This is a genomic window from Uliginosibacterium sp. sgz301328 (assembly GCF_041807905.1).
Lineage (GTDB): Bacteria > Pseudomonadota > Gammaproteobacteria > Burkholderiales > Rhodocyclaceae > JBGVSA01.
Window position 1 is genome coordinate 45079 of record NZ_JBGVSA010000005.1, and the last position, 17792, is coordinate 62870.

Sequence of the window (17792 nt, forward strand, 5' to 3'; positions counted from 1 at the left end):
TTGTCCCGGCGGCGCGGAGGATGCGCCGCCACGTCGATTGCCTGTCTCTCAAATGGCCCGTCGCAGCGCGTCGGTGATGGGCAGGCGCGCGCAGCGCACCGCAGGCGGAATGCCCGCCAGAACCGTTGCCACAAGACCGATGGCCGCCGCGCTGGCGACATCGGTGAACGCGGGGCTGATATGCGCGATATAGCCGACGTCCGACCCCGGCGCAGGGGGCATCGGTATGCCGACGAATGAAACCAGCCGTGCAAGCCCCATGCCGGCAATCGCACCGAGCACTGCGCCCACCAGCCCCAATACCAGCGTTTCAGTGAGGATGAGCGTGCGCAGCGCGCCGTTGCGCGTGCCCAATGCGCGCAGCGTGCCGAACTCGGGAATGCGCTCGAAGGCGCTCATGTTCACGCTGTTGGCCACGCTCAGCAGCACCATGGCCAGCACGATCAACTGCAGCACGCCGAACTGCCGGCGATACAGCGCCACGGTCTTCTCATAGAAATCGGACAACGTATGCCACTCGCGCACCGCCAGACGCGGGCCAAGTTGCTGGCGCAGTCGCTGCGCGATGAGGTCGGTCTGCGCGGTCTCGTCCAGCCGCAGCACCAGCACGTTGACGCCGTCGGTGTCGAGCAGCGTCTGTGCCGCGCGGAGCGGCAAGCGCAGCGCGCGCGCATCGAAGTCCTTCGAAAAACTGCGGAAGGTGCCGACCACTTCGACGTCGATGGTGTTCATCGCACCGTCCGGCGTACTGGCCAGCAGCGTCAGCGGCTCACCGGGCCCGACGCCCAACGCGGTGGCGAGCCCCTCTCCGAGCAGCGCTCCGAATTCGTCCGTCGCCGTCAGGTCGCGCCCGGCCACGATGTGCAGGCCCGTTCCGAGGCGCGACTCGGCCGCGGGTTCGACGCCGAAGCCGAGGATCGAATAGTCGCGGCGTCCGTTGTTGAGCACGCCCGAGAACGACAGCCGGCCCATCACGTCCGCCACGCCGGGGACCGCGCTCGCAGCCTTGCGCAAAGCGGGGGCGTCATGCAGCAGCACCTCGCCCGTGGCGCGATTGGCGCTGGCAAAGTACTGCGGCACGGCGATCTGGATGTGGCCCGTCTGCGAACTGATGAAGGCCTCGCCCAACTGCGCGACGATATCGCGCACGAAGCCCGCCGACAGGATCAGGCTGGCGACGCCGACGACGATGGCGAACAGCGTCGTCAGCGAGCGCGCAGGCTGGCGCAGCAGGTTGCGCAGGGCCAGCGTCCAGGTCATCGCCCGGTCCTCAGCGCGTCGACGATATTCATGCGCGAGGCGCGCCACGCCGGCAGCACGCTGGCCACCAGCGTCGTCAGCATCGCCAGCAGCAGCGCATCCAGCGCTACGCCCCACGAAAACCGAATCTCTCCGGTGAAGCCGTGCGCCATGCCGGGCGGCGGCGGCATCGGAATGCCGATCCGCGACAGCAGCGCCGCCAGCGCGGCCGCCAGCGCGATGCCGACGATCCCGCCGACGACGCCGAGCAACACGCCCTCGACGAGGAACAGGCGCAGCACGTCGCGGCGACGGGTGCCGACCGCCAGCGTGGTGCCAATCTCCGAGGTGCGCTCGGCAACACTCATCGACAGGGTGTTGGCGATCGACAGCAGGATGATCAGCGCGATGATCACGCGGATCACCGCCAACTGCCGCGAAAAGAGCGCCACCGTCTTGGTGTAGAAATCGGCCTGCGCATGCCACGGCGTGATCGTCAGGCCGGCGTCCTTCAGCGGCGTGCGCAACGCCGCGACAACATCGTCGGTCGCGTCGGTGTCATTGAGCAGCCCGACGTAGCTCGTTGCCCCCTGCGTGCGAACCAGTTGCTGCGCAACGGCAAGCGGCAGGCGCAGGTAAGCATCGTCGTAGGCCTTGGTCGACGTCGAGAAAATGCCCGCCACGGTGCACTCGACGGCGTTCTGGCTGCCGTTCGCGGTATGCGCCAGCAGCACCACGCGCTGGCCCACGCGCGCACCGATGGCGGCTGCGAGCCCTTCGCCGACGATCACGGCGAACTCGTTCGGCTGTGTCAGCCGCCGCCCCTGCACCATGTTCAGTTCGCGCCCGATTGCCGCTTCGCGCTGCGGATCGATGCCCTCGCCGAGAAAACCCGCCGAGTGTTCGCCGACCGAAATCAACCCGCTGACGGCAAGGCGCGGGGCGAGCGTTTCCAGGCCGGGTTGCCGACGCACTCCGTCCAGGGCCTTGTCGTTCGGCGCGATGAGGTACCGGTACGGGTCGGCCAGGCCCTTTTCGAGATATGCGCCGCGCGTGATCTGGAAGTGGCCGAGGTTGGAATAGATCACGCTGTCGCGCATGGCGACGAAGATCCAGTCGATGAAGCCCACCGCCAGCACGTACGCAGCGATGCCGCACACGATGGTGACGGCGGCCAGCGAAGTGCGCCCGGGGCTGCGCGTGAGGTTGCGCGCGGCCAGTTGCATGTCGTGCGCGAGGCTCATGGCCGATCCTCGCGCAGCACACGGTTGTAGCGCCCGGGAGCGATGATGTCGCGCGGGTCGAACACCCGCTTGAGGTCCGCCACGTGCTGCCAGAAGGCTTGCGAATGGCCGCGCGTGTCGGCCGCGATGTACGACATCATGTCGGCGCGGGCACGGTATACCGACAGGCCCTGCGCTTCGATGTCGGCCAGCAGCGCATCGGCGCATTCCTGCGCGCGTGCCGTGTCGGCAGCGTCGCCGCGGTCGAACAGCAGGTTGATCACAGCGACCAGTGTCAGATCGGTTTCGATGTTCAGTGTCGTGTACAGCGTGTGCCCGAAGCGCTCCGCCACGCCTTGCAGCCTGTGCAGTGCCCCGACCGATGCCATGCCGCGCAAGGGCAGCACGGGGCAGATGTACATCAGTCCGCAACGCGAAGTGTCCAGTTCGCCGACGGGCGCGTCCGCAGCGCTGCCGAACTTCAGCATCAGGTTGCGTACGGCAATGCTCGACGGCACGCCGGTGGCCAATCCATGCAGCGGCTTGGTCGCCACCGCGGCAGCCACCAGGGGGCGCAACGGTCCGATACGGCCCAGCACACCACGCAGGCTGATGGCGGTGTCGAGCAACCGGTCCGTCACGACGCGCAGTTGCGCTCTTCGGCCCAGCGCCGCGCGTATGGCGCGTATGGCCGCGCGCACCTGGGCGCGCGTGCCGGCGATGCCCGCCAGGCCGGTCCACGGGTGCGGCGCCACGCGCCGCAATACGTCGTCCGCTTCGGCCGGCGCGTTGCCCGGCGCCACACCGCATTCATCCACGAGAAAACGCACCACGCTCTCATGCAGCGTCGCATGCGTGCGCGCGCGATTGCCGATGTGCGTGACGGCGGGCAGCGCGCCGCCGCGCTTGAGATGAGCCAGCGTGTCGATCACGCCCGGCAGATCGTCTTCGCGCGGGATGCCGATCGACACCGCCACGTGGCACGCCTGCCGGGGACGCAGGCGCAGGCAGGCGCTCGTGACGATGCCGTAGTTGCCCTGGAAGAACAGACCGTCGAGCTGCGGCCCGAGTCCGTACGGGTGACAGGTGGCGATCGGCGAATCCTCGCCGAGCCGGCGCAGGCCGGTGTAGAGCAATTCCGCCGTGCCCGTCACGATCTCCAGGCCGAAGACGTCGTCGCGGCGCGGCCCGAAGTAGCCCACGCCCCGGTCCAGCGAGGCGCCCAGCACGCTGGTCTCGCGCGCCGATCCGGTGACGTTGAAATACACCGACGGCACGTGCTCGGCGAGATAGTCGGCCAATTGCCCCTGCGTGACGCCCGGCTCGATGATCGCCACCGGATTGTCCGGTCCGATATCGTCTGCGTTGCGGATGGCCCGCATGGCTGACAGATCGACCAGCACGCAACCGGCCGTCGCCGGCGAGCGCGACCCGTATCCCCAGTTCAGACCCGTGGAGACTGGATAGAGCGGGACGTTGGTATCGAAAGCGGCGAGAACCACCGCGCGCACCTCGTCAACCGTGCGGGGGGTGACGCGACCGGCGAGCGGCTGTTCGCGGGTGGTGATGTTCTGCGTGGCGCGGGCCAGTCGATCGGGGTCCGCATCGATGGGAATGCCGGCATTGGCGAGCCGGGTGAAGAAAGCTTCAGGCGCGCGCAGTGGCATAGGGAGCGAAAAAGAAGGCTGCCACCTTGCGGTGGCAGCCTTCCGATTGCCTTGCGGAGGCCGGGTCGGCCGGCATCAAGCGTTGTGCTTGCGGCGGCGGACGAGGCACAGGGCGCCCAGGCCCAGGCCCATCAGCGCGAGGCTGGCCGGTTCGGGAATGAACACTGCGTCGGCCGACACCTTCTGGCTGATGTCGAGTTGGTACAGGCCGGCGGCCAGCAGGTTGCTTTCCAGCTCGAAGTAGCCGCCCGCCAGATGGTTCACCGTGAAGTTCTCGCCCGGGAACGCGGTGGCCAGTGTCTGGTTCAGCGAGAACGGGTCGGCGTATTCCGTGCCGCCAATCACCGACGTCGCGTTGCCGTCCGGCGACCACGTGAAGACCTGGGTCAGCACGCCGGTGTTCGGGTCGATGCGCGACAGGGTCACCTGGAACACGATCTGGTTGTTCTGGGCCACGGCCAGGCCGCTGCCGCCCAGGGCGTCGACCTGGTTGCGCTGGAAGGCGCGGGCGTTGAACGACACTTGCAGGCGGATCGGGCTCTGCACGTCGAGGATGGCGCGGGCCACCACGCCGATGTTGCCTTGCGCGCTGCCTTCGCCGGTGCTGCCCAGGCCGACGGTGGCATCCGTCCAGCCATTGGCGCCCGACGAGAAGTCCAGCGAGTTGCCGCTTAGGATGGCGTGGTTGCTGGCAAAACCCTGCCCCGGAGAGACGACGTTCGGCGGGGCGGCAGTGATCGGCGAGAAAGCCGTATAAGGCGAGCCTTGATGCGCATTGATATTGAAGCCGCTGGTGTCGGTCACCAGGGCGCCCTGCGTCGAGGACACGCCATTGAGGTTAGCCAGCACGTCGCCCGAGTTGGCCACGCGTTGGACCAGCACCGTGGTCGACGTATCCAGCTGGGTGCCGCCGCCCAGTGCGCCATCACCTTGCGAGAGCTTGAAGCCATCGATGAATAGAATGCTCTGGGCCAATACTCCCGCCTGCGAGATCGCAGGCAGGGCGGCCAGGGCTGCCACCGCTACAAGAGTCTTGAGTTTCATTTGTCAGGGTCTCCACAGGAACTGCAATCGGTGCCGACATAAAGCAGTCTGCATGCCAGTTTGAAAAATGTCGGTAAAACAATGGCTTGTCTGGCCGTTTGCGGGGTGGGGAACGTCATGTGTAAAGCAGGGCGACAGTGCGCCGGCGGGGCCGTCGTCCTGTGGGGCAGGGGGCTTGCGCGCTCGCCGGGCATTCCTATACAAGCAGCCCCAAACGATGAATTGCCCGTCAGGGCGATGCAGCCCCGAGCGTGTGATTTTTCGCGCGGCCGGTTTTCTCATGCGGGTAACATGCGCGATCGAATCGGACGGTCCGAACTACCAAATTCTGGAGGTGTGAGATGTCGTTTGCGTCGTTGAATGGGTATGTCAAAGCCTGGCGGATGGCGATCATGGCCCTGGCTGCCATCGTGCTGTCGGCCTGCGCCCAGACCTATCCGGCTGCGCCGGCCACGGCTTCGTCGCCGGAATACAACTACATCATCGGCCCGGGCGATCAGGTCAGCATCGCCGTGTGGCGCAACCCCGAACTGTCGACGTCGGTGCCGGTGCGCCCCGACGGCAAGATCACCACGCCGCTGGTCGAGGACCTGCCCGCCGCGGGCAAGGACGCCAGCGCGCTGGCGCGCGACATCGAAAAGTCGCTCTCCAAGTACATTCGCGAGCCGGTGGTGACCGTCATCGTGACCAGCTTCGTCGGCCCGTACAGCGAACAGATCCGCGTGGTGGGCGAAGCCACCAAACCGCAGGTGCTGGCCTATCGCCAGAAGATGTCGCTGCTCGACGTGATGATCGCCGTCGGCGGCATGACCGATTTCGCCGACGGCAACCACGCCACCATCCTGCGCACCTCCGAAGGCAACAAGCAGTACAGCGTGCGGCTGACCGATCTGCTGCGCAACGGCGATGTCTCGGCCAACGTCGAGGTCAAGCCGGGCGACGTGCTGGTGATCCCGCAAAGCTGGTTCTGACCGCACATATCTGTGAAGCGTGCCGCCGCACGGATGCGGCGGTGACCGGAGCGCAGGGCCGAGCGCCTGCCGCATCCCTTCTCGATGCAGGTGAAACGACATGGACGAGTTGTTGCGGCAATTGTGGGGATACGTGCGGGGCGCCTGGGCGTACCGCTGGTGGGGCATGGCGCTGGCATGGATCGTCGGCCTGGTGGGCGCGGTGGTCGTCTATACGTTGCCGCCCAAGTACGAGGCCAGCGCGCGCATCTTCGTCGACACGCAGTCGGTGCTCGCACCGCTCATGGCCGGGCTGGCGATCCCGCAGGACGTCAACCAGCAGGTGGCGATCCTGTCGCGCACCTTGATCTCGCGTCCCAACATCGAAAAACTCATCCGCATGGCGGACCTCGATCTGGCGACCAATACCCGCCGCCAGCGCGACGAGCTGATCGAGGACGTCACCTCGCGCGTACGCATCATGAGTACCGGGCGCGACAACCTCTATACGCTGGCCTACATGGACACCAACCCGGAGCGCGCCAAGCGCGTCGTGCAGTCGCTGGTGTCGATCTTCGTCGAATCCGGCCTGGGCGATAAGCGCAAGGACACCGATTCGGCCCGCCGCTTCATCGACGAGCAGATCAAGAACTACGCGCAGAAGCTCGACGAAGCCGAATCGCGCCTGAAGGACTTCAAGCTCAAGAACCTGTCGCTGCTCGGCGAAGGGGGCAAGGACGCGCTCGGCCAGATCGGCGACACCATGGCGAAGCTGCGCTCCTCCGAACTCGAGCTGCGCGAAGCCGAGAACTCGCGGGACGCCATCAAGCGCCAGCTCGCCGGCGAAGAAACCGTGCTGCTGCCGGACAGCCCGAGCGCGTCCGGCGTGTCGATCCCCGAGATCGACACGCGTATCGAAGCGCTCAAGAAAAACCTCGACGACCTGCTGCGCGTCTATACCGAAGCGCACCCGGACGTCGTCGGCACCCGCCGCGTGATCGCTCAGCTCGAAGCGCAGCGCGCCGAAGAGATCAAGGCACGCCGCAAGGCCGGCACGCAGATCGGCAACGTCAACGGCAACCCGGTCTACCAGCAACTCAAGGTCTCGCTCAACGAATCGGAAGCCAGCGTCGCGGCGCTGCGCACGCGGGTGGCCGAATACCAGGCACGGGTGGGCCAGTTGCGCGACTTCATGAAGCTCGGCCCGCAGGTCGAGCAGGAATACGCTCAGCTCAACCGCGACTACGACATCAACAAGCGCAACTACGACACGCTGGTGTCGCGGCGCGAATCGGCGGCGATCTCGGTGGATATGGAAGCGACCACCGGCGTGGCCGACTTCCGGCTGATCGATCCGCCCTCGGTGCCGACCAAGCCGGCCGCGCCCAACCGCTCGCTGCTGATGCCGCTGGTGGGCCTGCTGGCCATCGGCGTGGGGATCGCCTTTGCGTTGCTCGTCTCGCAGTTGCGGCCCACCTTCTTCGATACCCGCGCGCTGCGCGAATTCACCGGCCTGCCGATCCTCGGATCGGTATCGCTGACGCCCAATCCCGAACGCATCAGTCGCGAACGCAGAGGCTACTTTGCCTTTGCTGGCGCATTCGGATCATTGGTGGCGGCCTTCGGCGCGCTGACGATCGTCATCGCCGTGCTGGGTTGATGGAAGGAGATGACGTGAGCATCATCGAAAAAGCAGTCGAGCGCCTGGACCAGCTCAAGCGCGCGGGCGTCACCGTAGACACGCCCGAAGCCGCCGCCGCGCCGGTGCCCACGCCACCACTGGCCGAACCGGTCGCCGTGGCGGCGCCGGTAGCCGCACCCGCGGCCGCGCCCGCAGAAAGCGACGACGAGCCGCTTGCCACCACGCTGCCGGGTAGCCGCCGCATCGAAATCAACCTCGAGCGCCTCAGCTCAATGGGCATGATCTCGCCGCTCAACCCGCGCAGCATGCTGGCCGAGGAGTACCGCGTCATCAAGCGCCCGCTCCTGCGCAACGTGGCCGGGCGTGGCGGCGCCATGCGCAACCCCAACCTCATCATGGTGTCCAGTTCGGTGCCGGGCGAAGGCAAGAGCTTCACCTCCATCAACCTGGCGCTGTCCATCGCCATGGAGCTGGACCACACCGTGCTGCTCGTCGACGCCGACGTCTCGCGCCCCTCGGTGCTCAACCTGCTCGGTCTGCCGCCCGCGCCGGGGCTCATGGACGTACTGCTCTCGCCGCAGGTCGAACTGCCGGACGTGCTGTTGCGCACCAACATCGAAAAGCTCGCCATCCTGCCGGCCGGCATGCCGCACCAGCGAGCCACCGAGCTGCTGGCGTCAGACGCCATGGCGCGCCTGCTCGAAGAGATGGCCATCCGGTACCCGGATCGCATCATCGTATTCGACTCGCCCCCGCTGCTGGTCACCACCGAAGCACGCGTGCTGGCGACGCACATGGGGCAGATAGTCATGGTCGTCGAAGCCGGGCGCACCACGCATTCGATGGTCAAGCAGGCGCTGTCCACCATCGAATCCTGCCCGGTGAAGATGATGCTCATGAACAAAACGCGTGAGCCGGGCCCCGGGGGCTACTACGGCTACTACGCACCCTATGGATATGCGCAGAGCGGCCGCTGACACGATGACGCATCCACCTTGCGCACCACGGCGCATAGCGCTGGCCATCTCGGTCGCGTTCGTGGTGACTCCGGCCCTGGCCGTCGAAAACTGGCATGGCGAAGCCTCACTGCGTGTCGGCGAGACCTGGACCGACAACGTCAACCTCGCGCCCGACGCCCGCTCCGACTGGATCACCGAGATCACGCCCGGCGTGCGCTTCTACGGCAAGGGCGCGCGCACCGACGCCGACGTCTGGGCCTCGTGGCAGAACTACCTTCACGCCGACAGCGAGCAGGACAACAACTCTTCGCTGTTGCTCAATGCGCGGGGCCGCATCGAAGCCATCGAAAAGCGCGTGTGGGTCGAAGCCAACGCCGGCATGACGCAGCAGAACACATCGATGTTCGGGGCGCAGAACACGCGCGGCTACAACAGCGACAACAATCGCAGCAACGTGCGAACGTTCTCGGTCAGCCCCTACGGCACCTGGCACCTCGGACGCGATATCGACGTGCAGGCGCGCTACCGCTACGAGTATTCGGACTCGGACTCCGAGGCGCTGTCCACGCAGACCACCCAGAGCTATGACGCCTCCATCGCCAACAGCACGGCATGGGGCAAGACGGGCTGGGGCGCGTCGATCAATGGCGAATACAGCAGCGACACCAACGACGCCACGCAGGACGTGAGCAACAACAGCTACCGCGTGTGGCTCTCGCACATGTTGAGCAACACCGCCACCGCGCAGGTCTTCGCGGGGCAGGAGCGCAACAACTACCAGGGCGCCGATTCGGTCACGACCACCAACTACGGCATGGGGCTGGACTGGGCCATCAGCCCGACGATGTCGTTCTCGGGTGACGTGTCGCACCGGTTCTTCGGCACGGGCTACCACCTGAGACTGTCGAAGCGCTGGCGCATGTCGTCGCTGGAGGCCGGCGCGTCGCGCGAGGTGAACAACTGGTCGTCGTCGAGCACTGTCAACGGTTACAACTTTTCGCCGGATTTTCTCGCGCTGGATTCTGCGCTGCGTGCGAGCATTCCCGATGCCACCGAACGCTCGGCCGAAGTGCTGCGCCAGCTCGCGGCGCGCGGCATCACGCCGTACGACCTCATGCAATTGTCGTATCTGTCGAGCCAGTACTCGCTCGAGCGGCGCGAATATATCTCTGGCGTACTGAGCGGCGTGCGCAACAAGATCACGCTCACCGTGTCGCACACCAACCGTCGCCGGCTCGACGAGAGCGGCGTGGTCAGCGGCGGCGGCGACCTGGCGTTCTTCGAGTCCACCGACGAGACCAGCTACAACGCCACGTGGTCCAGCCGCGTGACGCCGGTCTCGACGCTGTTTGCCTCGATCAACTACTCACGCGCACGCGGCGAGGGCGGCACGGGTGACGTCGACACCGCCTCGCGCCGCACCACCAGCACGGCGCTGACGCTCGATCGCAAGCTCAGCCCGCAGACCGACGTGCTGCTCAGCTACCGCTACACGCGGCAGACCGGAACGGGCGCCTACACCGAGAACGTGGTGGCTGCCACCCTGTTCCATCGCTTCTGAGATCCGAGGCCACCATGTACGAGTCGTACTACGGATTCTCCGCCAAGCCCTTCCAGCTCAACCCGGACCCGAGCTTCTACTACGGCAGCCGGGGGCACCGCCGTGCCATGGCCTACCTGGAATACGGACTGCATCAGAACGAAGGCTTCATCGTCATCACCGGCGAGATCGGCGCGGGCAAGACCACGCTGGTGCGCAGCCTGCTGCAGAAGCTCGAAGAATCCAAGGTCGTCGCGGCTCATCTGGTGAGCACGCAGATCGACGCCGACGACATTCTGCGGCTGGTGGCCGCCGCCTTCGGCATTCCCTCCAAGGGCATCGAAAAAGCCGACCTGCTGCTGGCGCTCGAAGCTTTCCTGGTGGCCGTGACGGCATCGGGCAAACGCGCCCTGCTCATCGTCGACGAAGCGCAGAACCTGACCCCGCGCGCGGTGGAAGAACTGCGCATGCTGTCGAACTTCCAGCTCGAAGACCACGCGCTGCTGCAGAGCTTTCTCGTCGGTCAGCCGGAATTCCGCGAGACCATGCAGAGCCCGCACATGCAGCAACTGCGGCAACGCGTGATCGCCTCGTACCACCTGGGCCCGATGGATGCGGAAGAGACGCGCGCCTACATTGAACATCGTCTGCGCCATGTCGGCTGGCGGGGCGATCCGCGCCTGGAACCGAGCGCGCATGCGGCCATATTCGGCTTCACCAGCGGCGTGCCGCGCCGCATCAACACGCTGTGCGACCGCATCCTGCTGGCCAGCTTTCTCTCCGAGCAGCACACGCTGACCGACGCGATGGTTGACGAGGTGATCCGCGAGATCCGCGAAGAGCAGCCCGCCGTGCTCGCGCCTGTCGGTACGGTCACGGCGCTGGCGCCCGCACGCAACGATCTGCCGGAAATCACCATCGACGGTCTCGACCTCGATGCGCTGTTCCACGACGAAGACACCGTGCGCAGGCTCGGCGACGTGGCCGCCGGCTTTCAGGCATCGCGGCTGGAAGAGCGCGTGGCGCGACTGGAATCGACGCTGGCCGCGCTCATGGGGCTGCTGTACGAGACTGGAGCGGCGCGCGAGCCGGATGCCGGCGCCGACAAGAAAAGCGCCAACGGCGCCTGAATCGTTCCCGGCGCCGCGGCCGGCGCCAGCATTGCACTGAAGGCGCCACAGAAGCGCCCGCCTACACTAGTACGACGCGTGCTGTTCGCGCCCGTCGAAAGGACGGCCCCGATATGAACCCCAGAATCAACGCCCTCACGATCGACGTCGAAGACTACTTTCAGGTGTCCGCGCTGGCGCCGCATTTTCCGCGCGCGCAGTGGGACGACCAGGAGTGCCGCGTCGAACGCAACGTCGATCGCATCCTCGCACTGCTGCACGAATACGGGGCCAAGTCGACCTTCTTCACGCTGGGCTGGGTGGCCGAGCGCTACCCCAAGCTGGTCCGGCTGATCGTCATGGAAGGCCATGAACTGGCCAGCCACGGATACGGCCACGAGCGCGCATCCGACCAGACGCGCGAAGCCTTCCTGGCAGACGTGCAGCTTGCCAAGATGGTGCTCGAAGACCTTTCCGGCGTGGAAGTGCGCGGCTATCGTGCGCCGAGCTTCTCGTTTTCGGCCCGCAACCCGTGGGCGCACGACTGCCTGCGCGAAGCGGGCTATCGCTACAGTTCCAGCGTGTACCCGGTGCGGCACGACCACTACGGCCAGCCCGACGCGCCGCGCTTTCCGTTCGTGCACGACAGCGGCCTGGTCGAGATCCCCATCAGCACCGTGCGCGCCTTTGGCCGCAACTGGCCCGCGGGCGGCGGCGGATACTTCCGCCTGCTGCCCTACGCGATGTCGCGCTGGTGCATCCAGCGTGTCAACGAGGGCGATGACCGCCCCGCGATCTTCTACTTCCATCCGTGGGAGATCGATCCCGAGCAGCCGCGTGTGACAGATGCCGACGCGCGTTCGAAATTTCGCCACTACATTAACCTCGACAAGACCGAGGCGCGGCTGTCGCGCCTGCTGAGCGACTTCCAGTGGGGGCGCATCGACGAGGTCTTCATCGAAGCGGCACACTGAATCCATCCGACATGCAAGCAACCACTACCGAAGTGCGGGTACGTCCGCTCGACGACAGCGACAACGCGCGTTGGGATGCCTACGTGCGCGGCAATGCGCAAGCGACGTTCTTCCATCTGTCGGCGTGGCGCAGCCTCATCGCCACGGTCTTCAGGCACCCGGTTCACCACGTCTATGCCGAGCGCGGCGGGCGCATCGTCGGCGTGCTGCCGCTGGTGGAGGTGAAGAGCCGCCTCTTTGGCCATGCACTCAGCTCGATGCCCTTCGCGGCCTACGGCGGCATCGTGGCGGATGACGCCGACGCGCGGGGCGCGCTCGAAGCCCACGCCGATGCGCTGGCCCGCGAACGTGGCGTGCAGCATCTCGAATACCGCAACCTGCAGGCCGCACACGCCGACTGGCCGAACCAGGACCTGTACGTCACCTTCCGCAAGACGCTCGAAGCCGACGAAGAGGCCAACCTGCTGGCGATTCCGCGCAAGCAGCGCGCCATGGTGCGCAAGGGCATCGCCAATGGCTTGCATGCCGCGCGGGACGACGATGCGCGCCGTTTCTTCGCGGTGTATGCCGACAACGTGCGCCGCCACGGTACGCCGGCCATGCCGCGTCGGTGGTTCGAAGCGCTCATGCACACCTTCGGCAACGATTGCGAAGTGATGACCGTCACCGACGGGCAGGGCAGGCCCGTGTCGAGCGTGCTGTCGTTCTACTTCCGCGACGAGATCCTGCCGTATTACGCCGGCGACATGACCACGGCGCGCGAACTGGCCGCCAACGATTTCAAGTACTGGCAACTCATGCGGCGCGCGCTCGAGCGCGGCTGCACGGTGTTCGACTACGGGCGCAGCAAGCTCGGCACGGGTCCGTACCACTTCAAGAAGAACTGGGGCTTCACACCCGCGCCGCTGTCGTACGAATACGTGCTCTATCGCCGCGACAGCGTGCCGCAGAACAACCCGATGAACCCCAAGTTCCGCGCCTTCATCGCGCTGTGGCAGCGCCTGCCGCTGCCGGTGGCGAACACGCTCGGGCCGCATATCGTGCGCAATCTGGGATGAAGCCGGCGCTCCTCTACCTCGTGCATCGCATCCCCTTTCCGCCGAACAAGGGCGACAAGGTGCGCTCGCACAATCTGCTGCGTCACCTCGCGCGCAACTACCGCGTCTTCCTCGGCACCTTCATCGACGATGACGACGACTGGCAGCACGTCGGCGCGCTCCAGGCGTGGTGCGAAGAGGTCGAGGTGATTGGCCTGTCGCCACGCCTCGCTCGCCTGCGTTCGCTCGCCGGCCTGTTCGGCAGCGAGGCGCTGTCGCTGCCGTACTACCGCTCGGCGCGCCTGCAAGCGTGGGTGAGCCGCGTCATGGCGGAGCACGATATCCGGCGCGTGGTGGTGTTTTCTTCATCGATGGCGCAGTACGCGCCGCAGGCCGACGGCGTGCGTTGCGTGGTCGACTTCGTCGATGTCGACTCCGCCAAGTGGAGCCGCTACGCCGACGATCACCGTGGTGCCCTGGCCTGGCTGTACCGCCGCGAAGGGCGGCGTCTGGCCGAATTCGAAGCCGCCACTGCGCGCCGGGCAGATGCCAGCGTGCTGGTGTCGGATGCCGAGGCCGAACTGTTGCGTGCGCTCGTGCCCGACGCGCGCACACGCATCCACGGCGTGAGCAACGGTGTCGACGCCGAGTTCTTCTCGCCCGTGCAGCAACTGCCCGATCCCTACCAGCCGGGCACGTGCGCGGTGGTATTCACGGGCGCCATGGACTACTGGCCCAACATCGACGCCGTGCAATGGTTCGTGGGCGAAGTGTGGCCGCGCCTGCGCGCGCAGCGCGACGATCTGTCGTTTTATATCGTCGGCATGAATCCGGCGATGAGCGTCAAAGCGCTCGACGGTCGCGACGGCATCGTGGTGACCGGCCGCGTGCCCGACGTGCGGCCGTATCTTGCACACGCGGTGGTCGCGGTGGCCCCGCTGAGACTGGCGCGCGGCATCCAGAACAAGGTGCTCGAAGCGATGGCGATGGCGCGCCCGGTAGTGGTGTCGCCGCAGGCGGCCATCGGCATCGATGCGCGTGAAGGCGACGAGTGGCTGCTCGCCAGCGACGTGCCAGCCTGGCTGCGGCAGATCGGGCGCGTGCTCGACGGGCACCTGCCGGGCCTCGGGCCGCGCGCGCGAGCGCGCGTGCTCGCCGCCTACAGTTGGGAGGCCAACCTCGCACGCTTCGACGCCCTCATCGAGGGCGAGACCGTGGCGTTCCGCCAGCCCGCCGAGGTTGCGCTCTGATGGCGCCCGACGAACAGGCCACCTCGCTCATGAGCGCACAGCGCTCGCGCTTGCCGCTGTGGCTGGCAGGTGCGGCGGTGCTGTGGGTGCTGGCGCTGTATGCGCCGACCGTCGCTGCAATGGTCGGCATCTGGTATCGCTCGGACACCTTCGCCCACGGCTTCGTGGTGCTGCCGATCAGCCTGTTCCTGATCTGGCGCGCGCGGGCCAGCCTGTTCGGCGCGGGTTTCGCGCCGGCCTGGGGCGCGCTCGTGCCGCTCGCGCTGTGCGGCGCGCTGTGGCTGGTCGGGCGCACGGCGGACGTCAACGCCGCCATGCAGGCCGGCGTGGTCGGCATGGCGGTGTGCGCGGTGTGGGCATGCTGGGGGCATCGCGCGGCATGGGCGGTCCTGTTCCCGCTGGCCTTCGTGTTCTTTGCCGTGCCCTTCGGCGAATTCCTCGTGCCCACGCTCATGCAGCACACGGCCGATTTCGCCGTGGCGGCGATTCGCGCCAGCGGCGTACCCGTGTATCGCGAAGGGTTGTACTTCATCATTCCCAACGGCGCGTGGTCGGTGGTGGAGGCATGCAGCGGCATCCGTTATCTCATCGCGTCGGTGATGGTCGGCGCGCTGTTCGCCTACCTCAACTACACCAGCGCATTGCGGCGCGTGCTGTTCTTTGCCGCCGCCATCGTCGTGCCGCTCGTGGCCAACTGGCTGCGCGCGTACATGATCGTCATGCTGGGCTATCTCTCGGACAACCGCATCGCCGCCGGCGTGGATCACCTCATCTACGGCTGGCTGTTCTTCGGCGTGGTGATCTTCCTGCTGTTCTGGGTGGGATCATGGTGGCGCGAGGACGCCATGCCGCTGGTTGCCGCGACGGCGCCTGCGCCGCGCACGGCAAGCGTGGCCCGGCATGCGCTCATGCTGGCCGCGGTGCTCATCGTCAGCGGCGTGTGGCTGCCGCTGCATGCGGTGCTCGCCGCGCCGCGCCAAGCCACGTCCATCACATTGCAAGCGCCGGCCGCACGCGACGGCTGGCAGACGGCGGATACCACCGTGCCGTGGCAGCCGGTCTATGAGGGCGCGCGCGCGCATCTCGTGCATTCGTATCGCAAGGGCGACGCGCTGGTGACGCTGCACATCTACTACTACGCCGCGCAGGCGCCGGGGCGCGAACTCGTGCAATGGGGCAACCGCCTCATCCCGGGCGAGAGCAACGTCTGGCGCATCGTTGGCGCACAGACCGAGGCTGCACCCGTGGCGGGCGAGCCCCTGCAAGTGCAGTACACCGAAATCGCCGGCGCCCAACGCGCGGCCGTGTGGCACTGGCTGTGGCTCGGGGATGGCGAGACGACGCTGTCCGATCAGCGGGCCAAGCTGGCGCTGCTCCGCGACCGCCTCATGCGGCAACCGGACGATGGCGCCGCCGTGTTCGTGGTGAGCGACATGACGCAAGGCTCGACGGTCGCGCGCCAGGCGCTGGCGGACTTCATGCGCGCCCACCGCGACGGCATCGACGCCGCCCTTGCCGGGGCGCGTCCATGAACGGCGGGCCGGCGCTGATCGCGCACATCGTCTACAGCTTTCGCGTGGGCGGGCTGGAAAACGGCATGGTCAACCTCATCAACCGGCTGCCGGCGACACGCTATCGGCACGCCATCGTGTCGCTGACCGATATCGACGAGAGCTTCTGCGCGCGCATCACGCGGCCCGACATCGAGTACATCGCGCTGAACAAAAAACCCGGCCACGGCGCGACGCTGTTCCCGCGCATGTACAGCCTGCTCGGCAAGCTGGCGCCCGCCGTCACCCACACCCGCAACCTTGCCGCGCTCGAAATGAACGCCCCCGCCTGGGCCGCGCGCGTGCCGGTGCGCGTGCACGGCGAGCACGGCCGCGATGTTTCCGACCCCGACGGCACCAATCGCACCTACCAATGGGTGCGTCGCGCCTACAAGCCTTTCGTGACGCACTACATCGCCCTGTCGCAGGACCTCGAGTCCTATCTTGCCGGCCCCATCAAGGTCGCCGCGCAGCGCCGCTCGCTCATCTGTAACGGCGTCAACGCCGAGCGCTTTGCGCCGTCGCGGCACGAAGTCTCGCCGGCCGGATTCCCCTTCGACGACCCGGCGCTCTACGTATTCGGCACGGTGGGCCGGTTACAGGCGGTCAAGGACCACGTCGGCCTGGTGCGCGCCTTCGCCGCCTTGCGCGCGCACGGCGACATGTCGCATGCGCGGCTGATGATCGTCGGCGAAGGTCCGTTGCGCGCCGAAGTCGAACAAGCCGTGCGCGATGCTTCGCTGGAAGGGCTGGTGTGGCTGGCGGGTGAGCGCGAGGATGTGCCGGCGTTGATGCGAAGGATGGATTGCTTCGTGCTGCCGTCGCTGGCGGAGGGCATTTCGAACACCGTACTGGAAGCCATGGCCTGCGGCCTGCCGGTGATCGCCACGCGGGTAGGGGGCAACGCCGAGTTGGTGGAGGAAGGGGTGACGGGCGCGCTCGTCCCTGCGGCCGATCGGGATGCGCTGGCGCGCTGCATGGCGAGGTATGCGGGGCAACGAGGGATTGGCGAGCGGCAGGGCATCGCCGCTCGCGTGCGGATCGAGCAGGCGTTCAGTCTTGATGCGATGGTGGGGAGGTATGACGCGTTGTATCAACGCTTGCTGAGTGGGACGTAGAGCGGCGCGGTTCTTGTCGATGCTCGGCGGCCGAATCAGCCGGCGCAGCCGAATGGCCGCGGTGGGGCGTGCGGCCCTTGGCAGGCTCGACTATTGGTGCTCGACGAGCGGGTCATCGTCTCGACAGGGGCCGGCGCTCCCTGTGTGGCGGCTTCCTTGAAAAGCCCTTTCTTGCTTCTTGGGGGCTGATTGTTCGAGCTCGGTCTCGACTGCTTGGGTGCGTTGGCCGGGAGTTCGCCCCGGCGGGCGAGTAACTTCTTTGTTATCGACAAGAAGTCACCAAGAAAGCGACCCCTGCATCGCCGCCAGCCTGCGGGTGGTTCCCTGCGCTACGCGTCAAGTCAGGCGGCTGCGGAACTCGTCGCGGGCGCTCCCCAGACAGTCCTCGCCGGCCCGCTACGTGGGCAACCTGACTTGCCTGCGTTGCTCGGCGGCTCAGAAGGGGCCGGCCATAGCAAACACCTCGAAGTGCATGGAGCTAGAGCCTCTT

At 66.9% G+C, this 17792-nt stretch carries 14 protein-coding genes; 10 read left to right on the plus strand and 4 right to left on the minus strand.

Features of this window, described 5'->3' with window-relative positions:
• Positions 1 to 48 precede the first annotated feature (48 nt).
• From ACDA63_RS05275 to ACDA63_RS05290, 4 genes are all read right to left on the minus strand, one after another.
• The gene (locus tag ACDA63_RS05275) at positions 49 to 1260 is read right to left on the minus strand and encodes an ABC transporter permease (RefSeq protein WP_373662148.1); all 1212 of its coding nucleotides are present in this window, start codon (positions 1258 to 1260) and stop codon (positions 49 to 51) included.
• Positions 1257 to 2483 carry an ABC transporter permease gene (locus ACDA63_RS05280; protein ID WP_373662149.1) on the minus strand — a complete coding sequence of 409 codons (1227 nt, stop codon included), beginning with the start codon at positions 2481 to 2483 and terminating at the stop codon, positions 1257 to 1259. Before ACDA63_RS05280 ends, ACDA63_RS05275 begins: the two co-directional genes overlap by 4 nt.
• Positions 2480 to 4129 (minus strand): FAD-binding oxidoreductase, encoded by a 1650-nt coding sequence (locus ACDA63_RS05285; RefSeq protein WP_373662150.1) that lies wholly within the window; start codon positions 4127 to 4129, stop codon positions 2480 to 2482. Before ACDA63_RS05285 ends, ACDA63_RS05280 begins: the two co-directional genes overlap by 4 nt.
• A 75-nt stretch (positions 4130 to 4204) precedes the next feature.
• Positions 4205 to 5173: an EDSAP-1 family PEP-CTERM protein gene (locus ACDA63_RS05290; protein ID WP_373662151.1), complete on the minus strand. Its 969-nt coding sequence runs from the start codon at positions 5171 to 5173 to the stop codon at positions 4205 to 4207.
• Positions 5174 to 5565: 392 nt separating this feature from the next.
• On the opposite strand from ACDA63_RS05290, the gene ACDA63_RS05295 reads away from it, so the two are divergent.
• From ACDA63_RS05295 to ACDA63_RS05340, 10 genes are all read left to right on the plus strand, one after another.
• Entirely contained in the window at positions 5566 to 6144 is a 579-nt protein-coding gene (locus ACDA63_RS05295) for an XrtA/PEP-CTERM system exopolysaccharide export protein (protein WP_373662152.1), read from the plus strand.
• Positions 6145 to 6244: 100 nt separating this feature from the next.
• The gene (locus ACDA63_RS05300; RefSeq protein WP_373662153.1) at positions 6245 to 7783 is read left to right on the plus strand and encodes an XrtA system polysaccharide chain length determinant; all 1539 of its coding nucleotides are present in this window, start codon (positions 6245 to 6247) and stop codon (positions 7781 to 7783) included.
• A gap of 14 nt (positions 7784 to 7797) precedes the next feature.
• Positions 7798 to 8742, plus strand: a complete 945-nt coding sequence (locus ACDA63_RS05305) for an XrtA-associated tyrosine autokinase (protein ID WP_373662154.1) — start codon at positions 7798 to 7800, stop codon at positions 8740 to 8742.
• A gap of 4 nt (positions 8743 to 8746) precedes the next feature.
• Positions 8747 to 10285: a TIGR03016 family PEP-CTERM system-associated outer membrane protein gene (locus ACDA63_RS05310; protein WP_373662155.1), complete on the plus strand. Its 1539-nt coding sequence runs from the start codon at positions 8747 to 8749 to the stop codon at positions 10283 to 10285.
• 14 nt (positions 10286 to 10299) lie between these two features.
• Positions 10300 to 11394: an XrtA/PEP-CTERM system-associated ATPase gene (locus ACDA63_RS05315; protein WP_373662156.1), complete on the plus strand. Its 1095-nt coding sequence runs from the start codon at positions 10300 to 10302 to the stop codon at positions 11392 to 11394.
• Positions 11395 to 11507: 113 nt separating this feature from the next.
• Positions 11508 to 12347 carry an XrtA system polysaccharide deacetylase gene (locus tag ACDA63_RS05320; RefSeq protein ID WP_373662157.1) on the plus strand — a complete coding sequence of 280 codons (840 nt, stop codon included), beginning with the start codon at positions 11508 to 11510 and terminating at the stop codon, positions 12345 to 12347.
• Positions 12348 to 12358: 11 nt separating this feature from the next.
• A complete protein-coding gene (locus ACDA63_RS05325) occupies positions 12359 to 13405 on the plus strand; it encodes a FemAB family XrtA/PEP-CTERM system-associated protein (protein WP_373662158.1) in 1047 nt (348 codons plus the stop codon).
• On the plus strand, positions 13402 to 14634 hold the full coding sequence (locus ACDA63_RS05330; RefSeq protein ID WP_373662159.1) for a TIGR03087 family PEP-CTERM/XrtA system glycosyltransferase: 1233 nt from the start codon (positions 13402 to 13404) through the stop codon (positions 14632 to 14634). The genes ACDA63_RS05325 and ACDA63_RS05330 overlap by 4 nt, the downstream gene beginning before the upstream one ends.
• Positions 14634 to 16166, plus strand: a complete 1533-nt coding sequence (gene xrtA, locus ACDA63_RS05335; protein WP_373662160.1) for an exosortase A — start codon at positions 14634 to 14636, stop codon at positions 16164 to 16166. Before ACDA63_RS05330 ends, xrtA begins: the two co-directional genes overlap by 1 nt.
• Complete coding sequence (locus ACDA63_RS05340; RefSeq protein ID WP_373662161.1) at positions 16163 to 17302, plus strand: TIGR03088 family PEP-CTERM/XrtA system glycosyltransferase; 1140 nt, start codon at positions 16163 to 16165, stop codon at positions 17300 to 17302. Before xrtA ends, ACDA63_RS05340 begins: the two co-directional genes overlap by 4 nt.
• Positions 17303 to 17792 lie beyond the last annotated feature (490 nt).